Genomic DNA, 13,534 nt, shown 5'->3' with positions numbered 1-13,534 from the left:
GTTCACAACAGAATACCTCACCGCGCTAACGCAGTAACTGAGATACAAGCTGAGCTGTATAATCAACCATAGGAACAATCCTTGCATAATTAAGCCGTGTCGGCCCAATAACACCCAAAGCGCCAATCACCCTCCTCTGTGAATCACAATAAGGCGCTACCACTAAAGAAGAACCAGAAAGTGAAAATAATTTATTTTCTGAACCAATAAAAATACGTACTCCTGAACCTTCATCCGCCAAATCGAGTAGCTGCGCCATGCTTTCACGCGTTTCAAGATCATCAAATAAGTGTCGTAACCGCTCTAAATCTTCTTCCGCTTTTACATCTTCAAGTAAATTGCTCCGCCCGCGAACAATGAGGCGTATTTTATGATCAGCACCTTCTCCTCCCCAAAGAGCCAACCCAGTTTCGACAAGATGATGAGATAATTGATCAAGTGCAACCCGCGTTTCTGCGCATAAACGCGCAATTTCCGTTTTAGCTTCACTGAGCGTACGACCCTGAATATGGGCATTAAGAAAATTAGTTGCCTCCGTCAACTGAGCGTGAGTAACACCCTCCGGTAAATGAATAATACGATTTTCAACTTCACCTGTCTGCGTCACCAAAACCGCGAGGGCGTGCTCCCCATCAAGGCGCACAAATTCGATATGCTTCAATGTACCTTCCTGTTTCGTCGCCAAGACCAATCCTGCTCCGCGCGAGAGGCCAGAAAGAATCTGACTTGCTTGGATCAAAAAGTGCTCAACTGACTGCGCGCGACCAGCCTCTTTGACCTGAGTCTCAATATTTTCGCGCTCCTTGGTAGGCAAATCACCTACTTCCATAAATGCGTCAACAAAAAATCGCAAACCCGATTGCGTCGGCATTCGCCCCGCAGACACATGAGGAGCATAAATCAAACCGAGGTGCTCGAGATCACTCATTACATTGCGAATCGTCGCGGGTGATAATGCCTGCTGCAAAAGCCGCGAAAGATTGCGTGAACCTACCGGCTCACCGTCATTAAGATAAGCTTCAACGATATGACGAAAAATATCACATGAACGCTCATCAAGGCCTTTAAGTTCATGACTAATAGGTGCGCGCTTCATAACGATTGTTTCACTACTTTAAAAACGTCCTCTTTTTATATAAGTTTTGTCAAAATTTGGTCAAACATCCTAGAGCAGTGCGGGCAGAACATTACGTATACTACAAAAATGCTTGCCGTCAAAAAAGAAAGGGGCGTTCCACATCTGCCTTCAAAGGCGCAAACAAGCTTCATTTAAAAGGATACTACAAAACACTCAAAAGAGCCTTTTACCCGTAAAATTCAGTAATATTTATATTTTACAATTTCTTCAGTTAATTGCAAATACGGCAAAAATCCCCCACAATAAATTCTTCAAAAACTGCTCATCTTTATGACAATGTAACAGTTTTACCACTCACTACAAAGCCACAGCCTGATAATGCCATAGCTTACCCAATTTATTCGCCTTTGGATGGAAAACAAGCATGGGTAATTTGCGATTATATCACAACCGTTTCTGTGTCTCGTTTAAGCGCTTCAGGCTATATTCCACGTTTACCGGAAAATGATTTCAATAAGGTTTTAACGCTTATGCTGCGTAATCTACCACGTCCAACTTCTTTACAAAGATATTTAAAATGCATATATTATTGCGCAGATACGTTGCCAGATAGGGTAGCCGCTTCCTCGCTTCGGTGAGGAGAAGGCAGCAGAAGGATTATCTTGTGATATGTATTCACGTATCTTTTTGCGGTCAACATGTGCTACTTGTGTCCAAATTAGCTTCATAAAGTTGATCTGTCTAGTTTACTTTGTGTTTCTAAGCGCCATTCCTTTGCTTCTGTTTCGATTTCTTCAGAAGATATTACATCACCTGCATTAGCAGAATTTATCCCTAATTGAATTTGTTCCCGAAACCATAAATCGTATGCACTTTTTTCTTTTTGTTCTTTTACGATATCGCGCATATAATCGCGCAACAATTGTGCGTCAGATCTATCGCACGCCTTTGCTGCTTTGGAAAATTCATTTTTTAATATGTCATCAACGCGAAAGGTAAATGTTGTCTCAGCCATTTTACTCCCCACTTAATGTGTTACATTGTAGTTCTAATGTAATACATTTTAATTATTTTTCCAATAGGTACTGTTAGAATAGATATTTATATCTATTTTGCGGTTTCATATCCAAAAAACGATCATTTTTTCGGAGACAAAAATAGATATTTACTTCAAGTTTTTTTGAATAAAAATATATCAGTTTTTATCTGAATTGACGTTTTTAATGAACATGACGAAATTTTATGCCTATTTACGTGTTTCTCGTGATGGACAAGATACACAAAATCAAAAATTTGGATTGTTAGAATATGCTAACAAAAATGGCTTTGCACCACTTCACATTGAAGAAGAAATTACAAGCAGAGGAAAAGATTGGAGAAAGCGTAAACTTGGTGCTTTGATTCAAAAAGCAGAACGGGGAGATGTATTATTAACTCCTGAGTTTTCTCGTATAGCAGGTTCTTCTCTTGCTGTCTTAGAAATTCTTAAAGCTGCTAGTGAACGTGGTTTAATTGTTCATGTAACAAAACAAAATCTTATCATGGATGGGAGTTTACAAAGTGATATCATAGCAACTGTACTAGGTATGGTAGCACAAATTGAGAGGCATTTAATTCAAACACGTACAAAAGAAGCATTAAATGTTGCGCGTCAACGAGGAATAAAATTAGGGCGTCCAAAAGGAAGTATTGCCACGCACTTAAAGCTCGACAATCACATTAATGAAGTGCAAGCATTCATCAATATTGGTTTGTCACAGAGCCGTATTGCTAAGACATTAGGGGTTGGTGTGAATACCTTGCGTTTATTTATTGAACGTAAAAATATCAAGCCTACAAAAACTAAACCTATTATCACTATGCCAAATGGATAGCCTTTTTATCCTAAGTTTTGCTACAGTTAGGCAAACTTAACAAAAAGCCCGTAGCCTGCTTCTCGAAGTGTCGCATCAATCACATATACTAGAATATGCGACGCGACAAATTTATGCGACGTGTACAACACATGGACTTGAAAAGGCAGGGCGGCTATGTTATATTTTTGTATAACTTTCTTTTAAAGGAGCTGCTCGATGCACACCACAACTCTGCGCAAGGTCGGCGGGTCAGTCATGCTGGCTGTTCCTCCTGCTCTGCTTGATGTGCTCCGCCTTCAGCCGGGGGCCAAGGTCGGGATGGCCGTTGATGGCAGAAAACTCATTATCGAGCCACAAGCCCGCGCACGCTACACGCTCGATGAGCTGCTTGCTCAATGTGACCCTTCTGCCGAGCTGACCGCCGAAGATCGGGAGTGGCTGGATTCCAAGCCCGTTGGTGGTGAGCTGCTGTAATGGAGCGAGGCGATATCTTTCTGGTGTCTCTCAACCCCACATCAGGCCATGAACAACAAGGCACGCGCCCGGTGCTGATCGTGTCGCCGGGTGCGTTTAACCGTCTGACGAAAACCTCAATCGTTCTGCCGATCACAAGCGGGAGCAACTTTGCCCGGACTGCAGGCTTTACCGTCTCCCTCATGAGAGCAGGGACTCAAACAACAGGAGTTGTGCGCTGCGATCAACCTAGAGCGTTGGACATTGGATCTCGTCGGGGTCGTAAACTCGAAAGCGTGCCCGCTGCGGTCATTGATGAAGTTATGGCGAAACTCGCCACCATTCTTGAGTGATGACTGCGGCCGTGAGCATGGTTCCCGGCCCCCGCATCGGGGGCAGCGACGAGCTGTGATATGCAGCCCGCCCCTGCTGCAATAGCGGCATTTCATTAATTTCACTGCCATAAATCATCTCTCGCGCTCTTGGGCCTTCTCTTGATCACGGGCGCGAACAGCCTTAATTTTCTCAAGGGTTTCTTGCCGCTGCTGTTCCTTAAACTGCGCCTTCACCTGGTCGGTCTTCTCCAAGGCTTGCTTGGCCGTCATTGCCCCTTTGCGCTCAAATTCAAAGGTCGTTTTCGCCTGTTGTGCCTGTGGTTTGCTGGTAAAAACCTGCTCTGCCGGTTTTAGCGGCTCAAATCCTGCGGGCTGAGTATCTTGTCGAATCTTGGGTGTGCATCGAGCCACGATGTACCGCGCCATTGCGAAAGATAACACCAAAAGGCAGGGCTAAACCCCGTTCATGACAGCCGTGCAAATCGGAAAAAATAATATACATTACAAATACTTAGTCTTTAAGGTAAAAGCACGCAATAAATATTGAAAGTTAGCGTGCTTGCGTGCTTTTTGTTATTGTGCTATAGACGCGAACAAGATAGAATGATTGCAATATAAATCGCTTAAGCACGAGGACGTATGAAAAAGTTGGTTTTGGCAACACAGAAGGGCGGACCTGGGAAAACAACCCTTGCAGGTCATATCGCAGTTGCAGCAGAGCTTGCCGGAATTGGCCCAGTCGTCATGATTGATACTGACCCGCAAGGCTCGCTTGCTGCATGGTGGAATGCAAGAGAAGCGGAATCCCCGGCCTTTGCATCATCGACCATCAAAGACCTAAGTACGAAGCTGGAAGCGCTCGCACAGGCCGGATTCAAGCTGGTAGTGATCGACACACCGCCAGCGATCACTACCAGCATTGAAAGTGTGGTCGAGCTGGCCGATCTTGTGCTGATCCCGGCCCGTCCGTCCCCGCATGACCTTCGGGCAGTCGGCAGCACTGTGGACATTGTGAACGCCGCAAAGCGCCCTTTTGCGTTCATCGCGACCCAAGCCAAGCCAAACGCTCGCCTGACTGTGCAGGCAATGGCCACGCTATCAGCGCATGGCGAAGTCGCCCCTGTGCTGGTTCATGACCGCGTGGACTTCGCATCATCAATGATCGATGGCCAAACCGTCCAAGAAACCGGCCCGAACGGGCGCAGCGCCGACGAGGTGGGCAAAATTCTTGCTTTCGTGCTTGAACGATTAAAAATTAAAACGAAAGCCAAAAAGAGAGAAGCGCTATGAGCACGAAGAAACAAGTAGACCTATCCGGCCTTGTGGCAACCAAAGGCAAGGCCGCGCCCACCGAAGGCATGCCGACCCGCACCGAAATCTTAACAGCAGGGCAGGGGGAAAATGAGGCAAACAATCAGCCTCTCAATTTCCGTGTGACTGGCGATTTTCGTCGCCGCTTTCGTATGTATGCGGCAGCCCATGACATGAAGCTCAACGAGCTTTTGTGTGTCGTGTTCGATGAATACGAAAAGAACCATCCATGATTAGATTGCCTAAGTGATTTTGCAGGAGGGTGCAGTATGAGCACCAAAATGGAAGATGGTCGAAATTTTTGCACCCTGATCACAGGCCAGCATAGGGCTAGATGACACTGACAGCTCGTTTATTAAATACTTAAAGCGTCGTATACTATTTTAATTTTTCTATTTTTTGTGAATTACAGTTGTGAAAGCTACACGGTCATCTTTAAAAATGAAATTCGGGTTGATGAAGTACCAGCCTTTACGCAAATGCTTTGCAATGATTTTTGCCTTTTCTAACTCTACTAACCCCCTTGAGAAAGTCGGAAGAGACAGAGCTAGTTCTTCTTTTTTATGAGAATCTAAAAAATTCCGCCAAGCAGCTTTATTTAACTCTACTAGATTTTGATTGTTACTTAGACTTTGAATCATCCAGAGTAACATCCCAAAAGTCTTTCTTCCTGATAGGTTAAGTCCAAATACAAGGGCTATATCAGTAATGAGTTGTTCGCTGAATTCCTGTGAACCCACAGGCTTATATGTGATTACATGAGCACCTTGGATTTCATCTATTAATTTATTGATGTCATTATTATGACCAATACGTGATATTCTGACTTTTTGATTTTTTACTTGCAGCGCCATATTTGTCGTGAAAGGATTTTTTTTATAGCGTCTAGGCTTTTTATATGTTGCTGTCATCTCGATATATTATATCGCGAATCTCTGTAAGGCAACGATATTTCATCTTGGTATCACAAGTAATTGTTTTATTTAAAAAACTTATTTCTTATTTTACAAATAAAATCACTAATCCCCCCACTATAGTTATCGTTGCCGCTGCCCAAGCTAAAGCAGCTGCTAAACGCGCCGTACTTACGAATTTCTGTGCCTTTATAATAACCTCTAAAATCAATGTGAGGATTTTATAAAAAAACAAAATACAAGCATTATATAGATAGCTCTTTTCCAGCTATTCGCTTACTCATTAGGAAAGGAGTTTTGCTGACCTCCCGTTTTGCGTTAACAGGTCGATTGCTAATTTATCAAAAGAAACAAAGGTCTCACCGCCTAGCCAGTTACCATCATAATATATAATTCCATCAGCAAAGTCTCCACCGGCCTCTAGAATAGCAAGCCCTGCTTCAACAGCTGGTCGATTCATTACTATATTACTGGTTGCTAGCAGATCATGTAACATTCCAGCTACATCCTCCTTTGATAATTTTGCACCTCGGCGAAGTATCCAAACAAGTTCGCATAGACAAGGCAAAGAAATAGCTATGAGAGAAGCTTCTCTTAAGATCTTACTTGCTGCTTCACCTTGCTTTTTATCATTTTGTAAAACAGCACGTACTAGAACATTTGTATCTACAGAAATTTTCATTTTTTCCCAGCCCAACCAGAAGCAGTAATTTCATTCATTTCTTCAATGGTCAGTGTTTTTTTTACTTTTCCAGAAAATCGTCCAATGAAGCTATCAATTGTGCTTGTAGGTTGTGCTGCTTTTATACGAAGTTCACCCCCAGGCAACTTATCAAAATCTATCCGCTCGCCTGGTTTAACACCAAGGTGCTGTAGCACATCCCGCTTCAGCGTAATTTGTCCTTTTGCTGTAACAGTTAATGAAGGCATAGAAAAATCCTCTTACGATTAATATAACTCTTGAGTATATATAAAAAGTAATGTAAAAATCAATTACCTTTTTATTCAAAATTATGTTTCATGTAACTTTTCTCTATGTTATACGTTACATGAAACATGATGGAGGTTTTGTTATGGCTACAATGCACGTCAATGAACGCGTTCAAAAACATCGCAACGCGCAGAGAAAAGCCGGATTGCGCTTAATGCAAATTTGGGTACCAGATACTCGCCAACCGAACTTTGCAGAAGAGTGTCGACGCCAATGCCGCTTAGTGGCAAAAATGGATAAAACAGACACATCTATGCAGTTGTTAATGGATCAATCTTTAATGGATGTTGATGGCTGGACAGAATGATGCGTGGATCTTTCGTAACAATAGCTATGCAAGGCGATTTTGGTAAACCAAGACCTGCGTTAATCATTCAAGCCGATCAATTTAGCGAACATACAAGCGTAACGGTTTTACCCATTACCAGCACACTTGTTGCGGCGCCATTACTGCGCATTACTCTCCAACCAGATACCCAAAATGGTTTACAAAAAACTTCTCAGGTCATGATTGATAAGACTATGACGGTAAGATGTGAAAAAGTTAGCCCAGCTTTTGGCTTCGTTCATGCAGATAAAATGGTGGAAATTGAACGCTGTTTAGCTGTATTTTTAGGAATAGTAAAATGAAGATGAAATTGTGTCGGAAAGTTTCATCTTGGTGTCACAAATAGTTGCTTTATTTAAAAACTCTCTTTTTTCTCATTTTACAAATAAAATCACTAATCCCCACGCTATGGTTATCGCTGCCGCTGCCCAAGATAAAGCAGCTGCTAGACGCGCCGTACTTACGAATTTCTGTGCCTTTTGATTGTTTATAACTGCATTATTGGTTATTGCTCGTACACTATTTACTTGCTCTTTTAGCTCATTGAGAGTGGGAGTAATAGCGTCGTTTATGGCTTGTTGCATCTGATCACTAACATATTCTGCTGAGTCAGTGATGATCTTACTGGCTATTTCTTTAGATAGTTCAATTTGTTGTTGTAAACTTGTGGTTAAGACTCTAGCAGCTTCGTCGTACTGAGTGGAAATAAGTTCAAAATAGTGACCCAAGATTATTTCATTGATTGTAACAATAACGAGTATTGGATCATCTTCGCTAAGTAATACGTTGTGTTTGATAGCTACTTGTTTTCGTATTTTATCAAAGTCAATCATTAGAAATCTCCTTAGATGATAATAGACAACTGATCAAAAAGGTGATTTTTGACTTTGGAAAGCCTTGATTTAGACATGCGACCAAAATCTGATGATTGGTTGATTTCATCGAAGGTGAGTTTGCTATCAAGCATCAGTTTTATGTCTTCTCCAAATGTGCTACCAGTATGACGAATGATACGCACAATACCCCGTATGCGATCCTTATTTTCTTGGTAGACTCTCATTTTTTCAAAAGTTTTCCCTTCTGCTTCAATGTCACCGAAAAACTCATTCAGCCAGATAATTAAATCTACATCTCCTGGTATTTGTTCAGCTAGTGAGGCAAATCCACTAAGAGTATCACGCATAGCTCGCCCACCAGTTATAACTGTATGAATAACGACTTGCTTGCCATTTTCTACAATTGCACTTATGGTGTCATTTTCAGCGATGTAATAAGATAGTGGAATAAATGAAGCTGCGCCATTATCAATTACGAAATTGCTATATTCACTTATAATTTTTTCTATCAGGTGATCAAAATTTCGTTCTATAAGTGAACCATTTTCCATTAGCTCAAGACGCTGAGTATTGAAGGCTTTATAACCACTAAGCGTGGCGTTTACTGGATCAGTGTCTATAGCTGTAATTGGTTTGTCTTTACTCTTGAGATATTGAACGAGTAAAGATGAAATAAAAGATTTACCTACACCGCCCTTCCCTTGCAGTGTAAAGTGAACTTGACGAGTAGAGTTATTCAATAGGTGAAAGGTTGTTTTCAGATGAAGTCATCGCGATCATTTCCATCTTTTGGGTTGTATTTAAATACGGAATATTTTTTGTCGAATTTTTCGGTGGAGGTTCTGTCGTTTTTTTGATCTTTTGTTATTTCTATAGAGGATCAGAGAGAGTTGATGAAGCAAATTTACGAGAGCTTCTTTGTCTTCTCTCTTCTTTTTTTCCTTTAATATACCTATTAATGTAGCGACTAAATTGGGAGTAGCTCATACCCAGTTTTGCTCTACCTCCAAAATTCTCATAGATTACAATTTGTCCGTGACCTGCTGTCAGCAGTTCACGGAATTCTTCTATGTGAAATAAAAATGTGACACGTCCCTCACCTCTACGTGATTTTGTATTTGGTGGCTCTGTCATCACTATTTCCTCTCATTTAAGTCAAGATATATCCATTATGGATTATACAGTACAATTATGTGCCATATAGTACAATTTTACACGAATTAATATAATTTAAAGCTATTCATAGAAATTATTAGATTGGAACCATGTAATTATTTGTTGAATTGTCTGGAAGATGTGTATTGTACCGGTACAATACTATTTCTTACTCGCTTGCAGCTCGACGAGTCTAAGAGGTTGAAACTTATAAAAACACCAAAAAGAATTATTGATGAACAGTGTAGAAGAAAAACATAAGAAGCCGGGTATTAGATCTCTAAAGCAGCGTATAGACGTCTGGGTGACTAAAGACGAAAAGGATGAGTTAACCGATAAGGCTCGTCAGGCTGGTTCATCTTTATCTTCTTATATGAAGTTTGCAGGGCTTCGTAAATCTGTCAGAGCGCGTACTGATTTAACAGCCATTAATGATCTCGTTCGTGTGAGTGGTGATCTTGGTCGGGTAGCAGGATTACTAAAATTGTGGCTTTTGGAAAAGCATGGTCAGGGGGCCAGACCAGCTGATGTAGAAGCCATGATGAATGATTTCCGTGTTTTACAGAATGAAATTCGTTCAATTATACAACAGGTGAGAAAGTGATAGCTCATCGCATTGTTGGTAAGTCAGACAGATCATCGAGTTCGTCAAAATTGATCAAATATATAATAGGAGCTAAGGGGGGCAGTGACCCCGTGAGTTGGCAACGGACAGCTGATTATATTCTAGATACAACGAGCGACGGGGTAAATGGCGAGAAGGTTAAAAGCTGTCGGGTGACTAATTGTAACACAGACGATCCTGCTGATGCTTTATTTGAAAATTGCGATTTAAAAAATAAAGCTGATCGCGATACGCTAAAAAAAGCTGCCGATGAGTTTTTAAAAATGCGCCAGCAGTATTTTCTGTAAATTTTACGGAAGTACATCGGTTATTGATATTGATTTATGATAAACACCCCTAAACTAACAGCGACACTTGACGTTATTATAGCGGATCGCAGAACCTGTGTAAAATTCAGTCATTACTGAAAGTAAATCTTCCAATGAAACCGCATTTTAATTGCTAAAACTTGCCAAATCCGATATCGCCGAACCTGTTACTCTGAGAAAAAAATTTTGATTAAATAACCAATTAATCCCTTATTTAGGAAAAAACATATGAGAAGCATAGCAGTTAAAAAACTCGTTATCGCCACGCATAACACCAACAAATTGCGTGAAATGACGATATTGCTTGCCCCTTTCGGCTTAACAACACAATCGGTGAAAGAACTCAGCTTGCCCGAACCAAAAGAAACAGGAACAACATTTGAAGAAAACGCCTATATTAAAGCCTTCTCGGCAGCAAAAGCCACGAAACTCCCTGCTTTATCCGATGATTCAGGCTTAGAAGTGAGCGCACTAGGTGGTGCGCCAGGCGTTTATACGGCTGACTGGGCCTTGCAATCTGATGGTACACGTGATTTTTTTAAAGCTATGCAAAAAATAGAAGATAAACTACAAAAAATCGGAGCTTTGAGAAAAAGCCAACGCAAATGCCGATTCGTATCGACTATTTGTATCGCATGGCCTGACGGATACGCAGATTATTTTCGCGGCAGCGTTGAGGGAACATTAATTTGGCCACCACGTGGAAATAAAGGTTTCGGCTTGGATCCTATTTTTTTACCCGATGGATATGAAAATACCTTTGGCGAAATGTCAGTAGAGCAAAAACATGGTTGGAAGCTGCATGATAAAACGCCCCCTCTTTCGCATCGCGCGCGCGCCCTCAGGCTTTTTACAGAAAAACTCTCGGAACTTTAATGACTGAACCCTTTGGCATTTACATTCATTGGCCCTTTTGCACTACTAAATGTCCATATTGTGATTTTAACTCCCATGTTCGCGTACATGGAGTAGATCAACCGCGTTTTGTAGCTGCCTTTAAACGCGAAATGGCAACGCGGTATCGTGAGACCGGACAACGTTACGTTACCAGTATTTTTATAGGCGGGGGGACACCTTCCCTCATGACACCTCAAACTGTTGATACCTTATTACAAACCGTTGCAAAAAACTGGATTGTCGATGATAAAACCGAAATTACATTAGAGGCTAACCCCTCTAGCGTAGAAGCAGAGCGTTTTCGCGGCTATCGTGCAGCAGGTGTCAACCGCCTGTCACTGGGTGTGCAAGCACTTAATGATGAAGCGCTGCAAAAACTTGGTCGCCTCCATAATGTCAAACAAGCTCTCCACGCTATCGCTTTAGCACGTAAAATCTTCGCACGTCTCTCTTTTGATTTAATCTATGCCCGTCCTGAACAAACACTTAAACAGTGGGAATGTGAACTTTTTCAAGCTATTGATTTAGCTGCAGATCACCTCTCTCTTTACCAGCTCACTATTGAAGAAGGAACCGCTTTTAAACGGCTTCATGATGCGGGAAAACTTATCCTCCCAGTATCAGAGCTAGCAACAAGCCTTTATAATCTCACCCAAGAAATAACCACTATGCACGGCCTCCCGGCCTACGAAATCTCAAACCATGCAACCCCTGGTGCTGAATCACGCCATAATCTTCTTTATTGGCGTTATCATGAATATGTGGGTTTTGGTCCAGGTGCGCACGGGCGCTTAATTAAGCGTCCACTACAAAACTCTTCGCCCTCTTCAGAGGTAATATCATATACAATCGAAAATCATGCACGATATGCCACAATGAACGAAAAACACCCCGAACGTTGGCTCAAATTGGTAGAAACTACTGGCCATGGATGCATCGAAACGGAGCATTTAACTACCCTGCAACAAGCTAATGAAATGTTGCTCATGGGCCTACGCCTTTCGGAAGGTTTAGACCTTTCGCGTTACAAAACCTTAAACTCGGGAAATTTATCCCCGACAAAGCTCATAAATTTACAGCAACAAGGACTGATAGAAGTAGGGGACACTCAACGCTTGCGAGTCACGGCAACGGGACGTATTCTCCTCGATCACGTTATTCGCCAACTAGCAAATTAAAATCGTCAAATTTCAGCCCACTAATTGCGTCTGTAATGACTATTTTTTTGCGCCAAAATCAGCTCTTTACGCAAAAAAATCGGCGATAAAACGCTCATAAATAGAAGTAAGGCTTTCCATTGCATCAAGAGTTACACATTCGTCTACCATATGGATAGTTTGTCCCGGTAAACCAAATTCAACAACCGGACAGTAATCCTTGATAAACCGTGCATCTGAAGTGCCGCCAGAAGTTGATAATTCCGGTATATCCCCTGTCACACTTTTAATAGCGTTTGACAAGGTTTTAATCAGCTCATCATTTTTAGTTAAGAAAACACCTCCTGAACTGTGCGTCCATTCAAGCTGGTAATATGGTAATTGGCTATGATCATTTTTTGATTGCACCAAAGAAAGACGATTTTCAATTTCAGAAACAAGCGTTTCCTTTGTCCATAAATCATTGTAGCGTATATTGAAACGCACCGTCGTCTCCGCAGGGATGACATTGGTGACAGAATTACCTGTATCAATAGTTGTCAACTCCAAATTACTCGCCTGAAAATTCTCTGTTCCTTGATCTAAAGGAGTTTGTGTTAAGGCTTGAACGAGCTCACTCACTAAAGGCAATGGATTGGCTGCCCTCTCAGGAAAAGCAACATGGCCTTGGCGACCTTTAACCGTAATAATACCAGAAATTGACCCCCGGCGGCCGATTTTGACCATATCGCCGACAATCTCCACGCTCGTTGGTTCACCTACGATAGCCGCATCCCACTTCTCGCCCCTTTGCGCCGCCCATTCCAAAAGTTTTACAGTACCATTGATAGCGGGGCCCTCTTCATCGCCAGTTATCAAAAGGCTTATTGTTCCTTTTATCGGTTTTTTCTCGAGAAACCGAGCAAGTGCCGCTATGAAACAAGCAATCCCGCCCTTCATATCAGCAGCGCCCCGCCCATATAATTTTCCCTGATTTATTACACCCTCAAAAGGGGGATAAGTCCAATTTTCTAACTTACCAGGTGGCACTACATCACTATGGCCGGCAAACATAAGATGCGGGCTTTCATTGCCTATTTTTGCATAAAGATTTTCAACATTTTCTGTATTTATATCAGCAAAAACAGGACGTTCAACATTAAAACCCATCTTTCTTAAGCATTGCTCTAAAAACGACAATGCGCCTGCTTCACGAGGCGTAACAGAAGGACAACGAATAAGTGCCTGTAATAGCTGAATGGGATCCATGATAACAGTCATGAGCACTATTCCAATCTAAATTAAGGTCAC

The 13,534-nt window shown here is 41.8% G+C and carries 22 protein-coding genes; 12 read left to right on the top strand and 10 right to left on the bottom strand.

The annotated features are described in order from the left end of the window. Positions 1-25: 25 nt before the first annotated feature. On the bottom strand, positions 26-1,096 hold the full coding sequence (gene hrcA / locus BANH1_RS00340) for a heat-inducible transcriptional repressor HrcA (RefSeq protein ID WP_015397466.1): 1,071 nt from the start codon (positions 1,094-1,096) through the stop codon (positions 26-28). 257 nt (positions 1,097-1,353) lie between these two features. Between hrcA and BANH1_RS07605 the strand changes: the two genes are divergently transcribed. Beyond that, positions 1,354-1,716, top strand: coding sequence for a type II toxin-antitoxin system PemK/MazF family toxin (locus BANH1_RS07605; protein WP_051039086.1), 363 nt, complete (start codon positions 1,354-1,356; stop codon positions 1,714-1,716). A gap of 86 nt (positions 1,717-1,802) precedes the next feature. On the opposite strand, the gene BANH1_RS00330 is transcribed toward BANH1_RS07605, so the two are convergent. Beyond that, positions 1,803-2,093 carry a CopG family ribbon-helix-helix protein gene (locus BANH1_RS00330; protein WP_015397465.1) on the bottom strand — a complete coding sequence of 97 codons (291 nt, stop codon included), beginning with the start codon at positions 2,091-2,093 and terminating at the stop codon, positions 1,803-1,805. A 214-nt stretch (positions 2,094-2,307) separates the two neighbouring features. Between BANH1_RS00330 and BANH1_RS00325 the strand changes: the two genes are divergently transcribed. The 3 genes from BANH1_RS00325 (at position 2,308) to BANH1_RS00315 (ending at position 3,740) form a co-directional block, all read left to right on the top strand. Further along, positions 2,308-2,952: a recombinase family protein gene (locus BANH1_RS00325; protein ID WP_041582860.1), complete on the top strand. Its 645-nt coding sequence runs from the start codon at positions 2,308-2,310 to the stop codon at positions 2,950-2,952. Between the two features lie 198 nt (positions 2,953-3,150). Next, positions 3,151-3,408 carry an AbrB/MazE/SpoVT family DNA-binding domain-containing protein gene (locus tag BANH1_RS00320; protein ID WP_015397463.1) on the top strand — a complete coding sequence of 86 codons (258 nt, stop codon included), beginning with the start codon at positions 3,151-3,153 and terminating at the stop codon, positions 3,406-3,408. Further along, a complete protein-coding gene (locus BANH1_RS00315; RefSeq protein WP_015397462.1) occupies positions 3,408-3,740 on the top strand; it encodes a type II toxin-antitoxin system PemK/MazF family toxin in 333 nt (110 codons plus the stop codon). Before BANH1_RS00320 ends, BANH1_RS00315 begins: the two co-directional genes overlap by 1 nt. Before the next feature lie 114 nt (positions 3,741-3,854). Here BANH1_RS00315 and BANH1_RS00310 read toward each other — a convergent pair whose 3' ends face one another. Further along, on the bottom strand, positions 3,855-4,148 hold the full coding sequence (locus BANH1_RS00310; protein ID WP_041582858.1) for a hypothetical protein: 294 nt from the start codon (positions 4,146-4,148) through the stop codon (positions 3,855-3,857). 213 nt (positions 4,149-4,361) lie between these two features. Here BANH1_RS00310 and BANH1_RS00305 point away from each other — a divergent pair, with 213 nt between their 5' ends. Both BANH1_RS00305 and BANH1_RS00300 read left to right on the top strand, forming a co-directional pair. After that, positions 4,362-5,012, top strand: coding sequence for a ParA family protein (locus tag BANH1_RS00305; RefSeq protein WP_015397461.1), 651 nt, complete (start codon positions 4,362-4,364; stop codon positions 5,010-5,012). Beyond that, positions 5,009-5,266, top strand: coding sequence for a hypothetical protein (locus tag BANH1_RS00300; RefSeq protein ID WP_015397460.1), 258 nt, complete (start codon positions 5,009-5,011; stop codon positions 5,264-5,266). The genes BANH1_RS00305 and BANH1_RS00300 overlap by 4 nt, the downstream gene beginning before the upstream one ends. Before the next feature lie 159 nt (positions 5,267-5,425). Here the strand turns inward: BANH1_RS00300 and BANH1_RS00295 are convergent, their stop codons facing one another. From BANH1_RS00295 to BANH1_RS00285, 3 genes are all read right to left on the bottom strand, one after another. After that, positions 5,426-5,944 carry a replication/maintenance protein RepL gene (locus BANH1_RS00295; protein WP_015397459.1) on the bottom strand — a complete coding sequence of 173 codons (519 nt, stop codon included), beginning with the start codon at positions 5,942-5,944 and terminating at the stop codon, positions 5,426-5,428. A 286-nt stretch (positions 5,945-6,230) separates the two neighbouring features. Further along, positions 6,231-6,629 (bottom strand): type II toxin-antitoxin system VapC family toxin, encoded by a 399-nt coding sequence (locus BANH1_RS00290; protein WP_015397458.1) that lies wholly within the window; start codon positions 6,627-6,629, stop codon positions 6,231-6,233. Then, positions 6,626-6,877, bottom strand: coding sequence for an AbrB/MazE/SpoVT family DNA-binding domain-containing protein (locus tag BANH1_RS00285; protein WP_015397457.1), 252 nt, complete (start codon positions 6,875-6,877; stop codon positions 6,626-6,628). Before BANH1_RS00285 ends, BANH1_RS00290 begins: the two co-directional genes overlap by 4 nt. A gap of 143 nt (positions 6,878-7,020) precedes the next feature. Between BANH1_RS00285 and BANH1_RS00280 the strand changes: the two genes are divergently transcribed. Both BANH1_RS00280 and BANH1_RS00275 read left to right on the top strand, forming a co-directional pair. Then, the gene (locus BANH1_RS00280) at positions 7,021-7,245 is read left to right on the top strand and encodes an antitoxin MazE family protein (RefSeq protein WP_019224016.1); all 225 of its coding nucleotides are present in this window, start codon (positions 7,021-7,023) and stop codon (positions 7,243-7,245) included. Beyond that, positions 7,245-7,568: a type II toxin-antitoxin system PemK/MazF family toxin gene (locus BANH1_RS00275; protein ID WP_015397455.1), complete on the top strand. Its 324-nt coding sequence runs from the start codon at positions 7,245-7,247 to the stop codon at positions 7,566-7,568. Before BANH1_RS00280 ends, BANH1_RS00275 begins: the two co-directional genes overlap by 1 nt. Before the next feature lie 72 nt (positions 7,569-7,640). On the opposite strand, the gene BANH1_RS00270 is transcribed toward BANH1_RS00275, so the two are convergent. The 3 genes from BANH1_RS00270 to BANH1_RS00260 all read right to left on the bottom strand — a co-directional run bounded on the left by BANH1_RS00270 (position 7,641) and on the right by BANH1_RS00260 (position 9,236). Then, positions 7,641-8,099, bottom strand: coding sequence for a conjugal transfer protein TraM (locus tag BANH1_RS00270; RefSeq protein ID WP_015397454.1), 459 nt, complete (start codon positions 8,097-8,099; stop codon positions 7,641-7,643). Positions 8,100-8,110: 11 nt separating this feature from the next. Further along, entirely contained in the window at positions 8,111-8,842 is a 732-nt protein-coding gene (locus BANH1_RS00265; RefSeq protein WP_015397453.1) for a nucleotide-binding protein, read from the bottom strand. A 130-nt stretch (positions 8,843-8,972) separates the two neighbouring features. Then, the gene (locus tag BANH1_RS00260) at positions 8,973-9,236 is read right to left on the bottom strand and encodes a TraK family protein (RefSeq protein WP_015397452.1); all 264 of its coding nucleotides are present in this window, start codon (positions 9,234-9,236) and stop codon (positions 8,973-8,975) included. Between the two features lie 256 nt (positions 9,237-9,492). On the opposite strand from BANH1_RS00260, the gene BANH1_RS00255 reads away from it, so the two are divergent. The 4 genes from BANH1_RS00255 to hemW all read left to right on the top strand — a co-directional run bounded on the left by BANH1_RS00255 (position 9,493) and on the right by hemW (position 12,265). Next, positions 9,493-9,861, top strand: a complete 369-nt coding sequence (locus tag BANH1_RS00255; RefSeq protein WP_015397451.1) for a plasmid mobilization protein — start codon at positions 9,493-9,495, stop codon at positions 9,859-9,861. Next, entirely contained in the window at positions 9,858-10,169 is a 312-nt protein-coding gene (locus BANH1_RS00250; protein ID WP_015397450.1) for a hypothetical protein, read from the top strand. Before BANH1_RS00255 ends, BANH1_RS00250 begins: the two co-directional genes overlap by 4 nt. Positions 10,170-10,418: 249 nt before the next feature. After that, positions 10,419-11,066, top strand: coding sequence for a non-canonical purine NTP pyrophosphatase (locus tag BANH1_RS00245; RefSeq protein ID WP_015397449.1), 648 nt, complete (start codon positions 10,419-10,421; stop codon positions 11,064-11,066). Further along, positions 11,066-12,265: a radical SAM family heme chaperone HemW gene (gene hemW / locus BANH1_RS00240; RefSeq protein ID WP_015397448.1), complete on the top strand. Its 1,200-nt coding sequence runs from the start codon at positions 11,066-11,068 to the stop codon at positions 12,263-12,265. Before BANH1_RS00245 ends, hemW begins: the two co-directional genes overlap by 1 nt. A 66-nt stretch (positions 12,266-12,331) precedes the next feature. On the opposite strand, the gene dapE is transcribed toward hemW, so the two are convergent. Continuing rightward, positions 12,332-13,504, bottom strand: a complete 1,173-nt coding sequence (gene dapE, locus BANH1_RS00235) for a succinyl-diaminopimelate desuccinylase (RefSeq protein ID WP_015397447.1) — start codon at positions 13,502-13,504, stop codon at positions 12,332-12,334. Positions 13,505-13,534: the final 30 nt, after the last annotated feature.

It is taken from the genome of Bartonella australis AUST/NH1, assembly GCF_000341355.1.
Classification (GTDB): Bacteria; Pseudomonadota; Alphaproteobacteria; order Rhizobiales; family Rhizobiaceae; genus Bartonella; species Bartonella australis.
Note: the sequence above shows the minus strand (reverse complement) of the source record. Positions and strands in the feature narration are given on the sequence as shown.

Bases quoted from the DNA above. Each gene is read 5' to 3' on its own strand.
- hrcA (WP_015397466.1), bottom strand. From the start codon at position 1,096: ATGAAGCGCGCACCTATTAGTCATGAACTTAAAGGCCTTGATGAGCGT.
- BANH1_RS00330 (WP_015397465.1), bottom strand. From the start codon at position 2,093: ATGGCTGAGACAACATTTACCTTTCGCGTTGATGACATATTAAAAAAT.
- BANH1_RS00325 (WP_041582860.1), top strand. From the start codon at position 2,308: ATGACGAAATTTTATGCCTATTTACGTGTTTCTCGTGATGGACAAGAT.
- BANH1_RS00320 (WP_015397463.1), top strand. From the start codon at position 3,151: ATGCACACCACAACTCTGCGCAAGGTCGGCGGGTCAGTCATGCTGGCT.
- BANH1_RS00315 (WP_015397462.1), top strand. From the start codon at position 3,408: ATGGAGCGAGGCGATATCTTTCTGGTGTCTCTCAACCCCACATCAGGC.
- BANH1_RS00310 (WP_041582858.1), bottom strand. From the start codon at position 4,148: ATGGCGCGGTACATCGTGGCTCGATGCACACCCAAGATTCGACAAGAT.
- BANH1_RS00305 (WP_015397461.1), top strand. From the start codon at position 4,362: ATGAAAAAGTTGGTTTTGGCAACACAGAAGGGCGGACCTGGGAAAACA.
- BANH1_RS00300 (WP_015397460.1), top strand. From the start codon at position 5,009: ATGAGCACGAAGAAACAAGTAGACCTATCCGGCCTTGTGGCAACCAAA.
- BANH1_RS00295 (WP_015397459.1), bottom strand. From the start codon at position 5,944: ATGACAGCAACATATAAAAAGCCTAGACGCTATAAAAAAAATCCTTTC.
- BANH1_RS00290 (WP_015397458.1), bottom strand. From the start codon at position 6,629: ATGAAAATTTCTGTAGATACAAATGTTCTAGTACGTGCTGTTTTACAA.
- BANH1_RS00285 (WP_015397457.1), bottom strand. From the start codon at position 6,877: ATGCCTTCATTAACTGTTACAGCAAAAGGACAAATTACGCTGAAGCGG.
- BANH1_RS00280 (WP_019224016.1), top strand. From the start codon at position 7,021: ATGGCTACAATGCACGTCAATGAACGCGTTCAAAAACATCGCAACGCG.
- BANH1_RS00275 (WP_015397455.1), top strand. From the start codon at position 7,245: ATGCGTGGATCTTTCGTAACAATAGCTATGCAAGGCGATTTTGGTAAA.
- BANH1_RS00270 (WP_015397454.1), bottom strand. From the start codon at position 8,099: ATGATTGACTTTGATAAAATACGAAAACAAGTAGCTATCAAACACAAC.
- BANH1_RS00260 (WP_015397452.1), bottom strand. From the start codon at position 9,236: ATGACAGAGCCACCAAATACAAAATCACGTAGAGGTGAGGGACGTGTC.
- BANH1_RS00255 (WP_015397451.1), top strand. From the start codon at position 9,493: ATGAACAGTGTAGAAGAAAAACATAAGAAGCCGGGTATTAGATCTCTA.
- BANH1_RS00245 (WP_015397449.1), top strand. From the start codon at position 10,419: ATGAGAAGCATAGCAGTTAAAAAACTCGTTATCGCCACGCATAACACC.
- hemW (WP_015397448.1), top strand. From the start codon at position 11,066: ATGACTGAACCCTTTGGCATTTACATTCATTGGCCCTTTTGCACTACT.
- dapE (WP_015397447.1), bottom strand. From the start codon at position 13,504: ATGACTGTTATCATGGATCCCATTCAGCTATTACAGGCACTTATTCGT.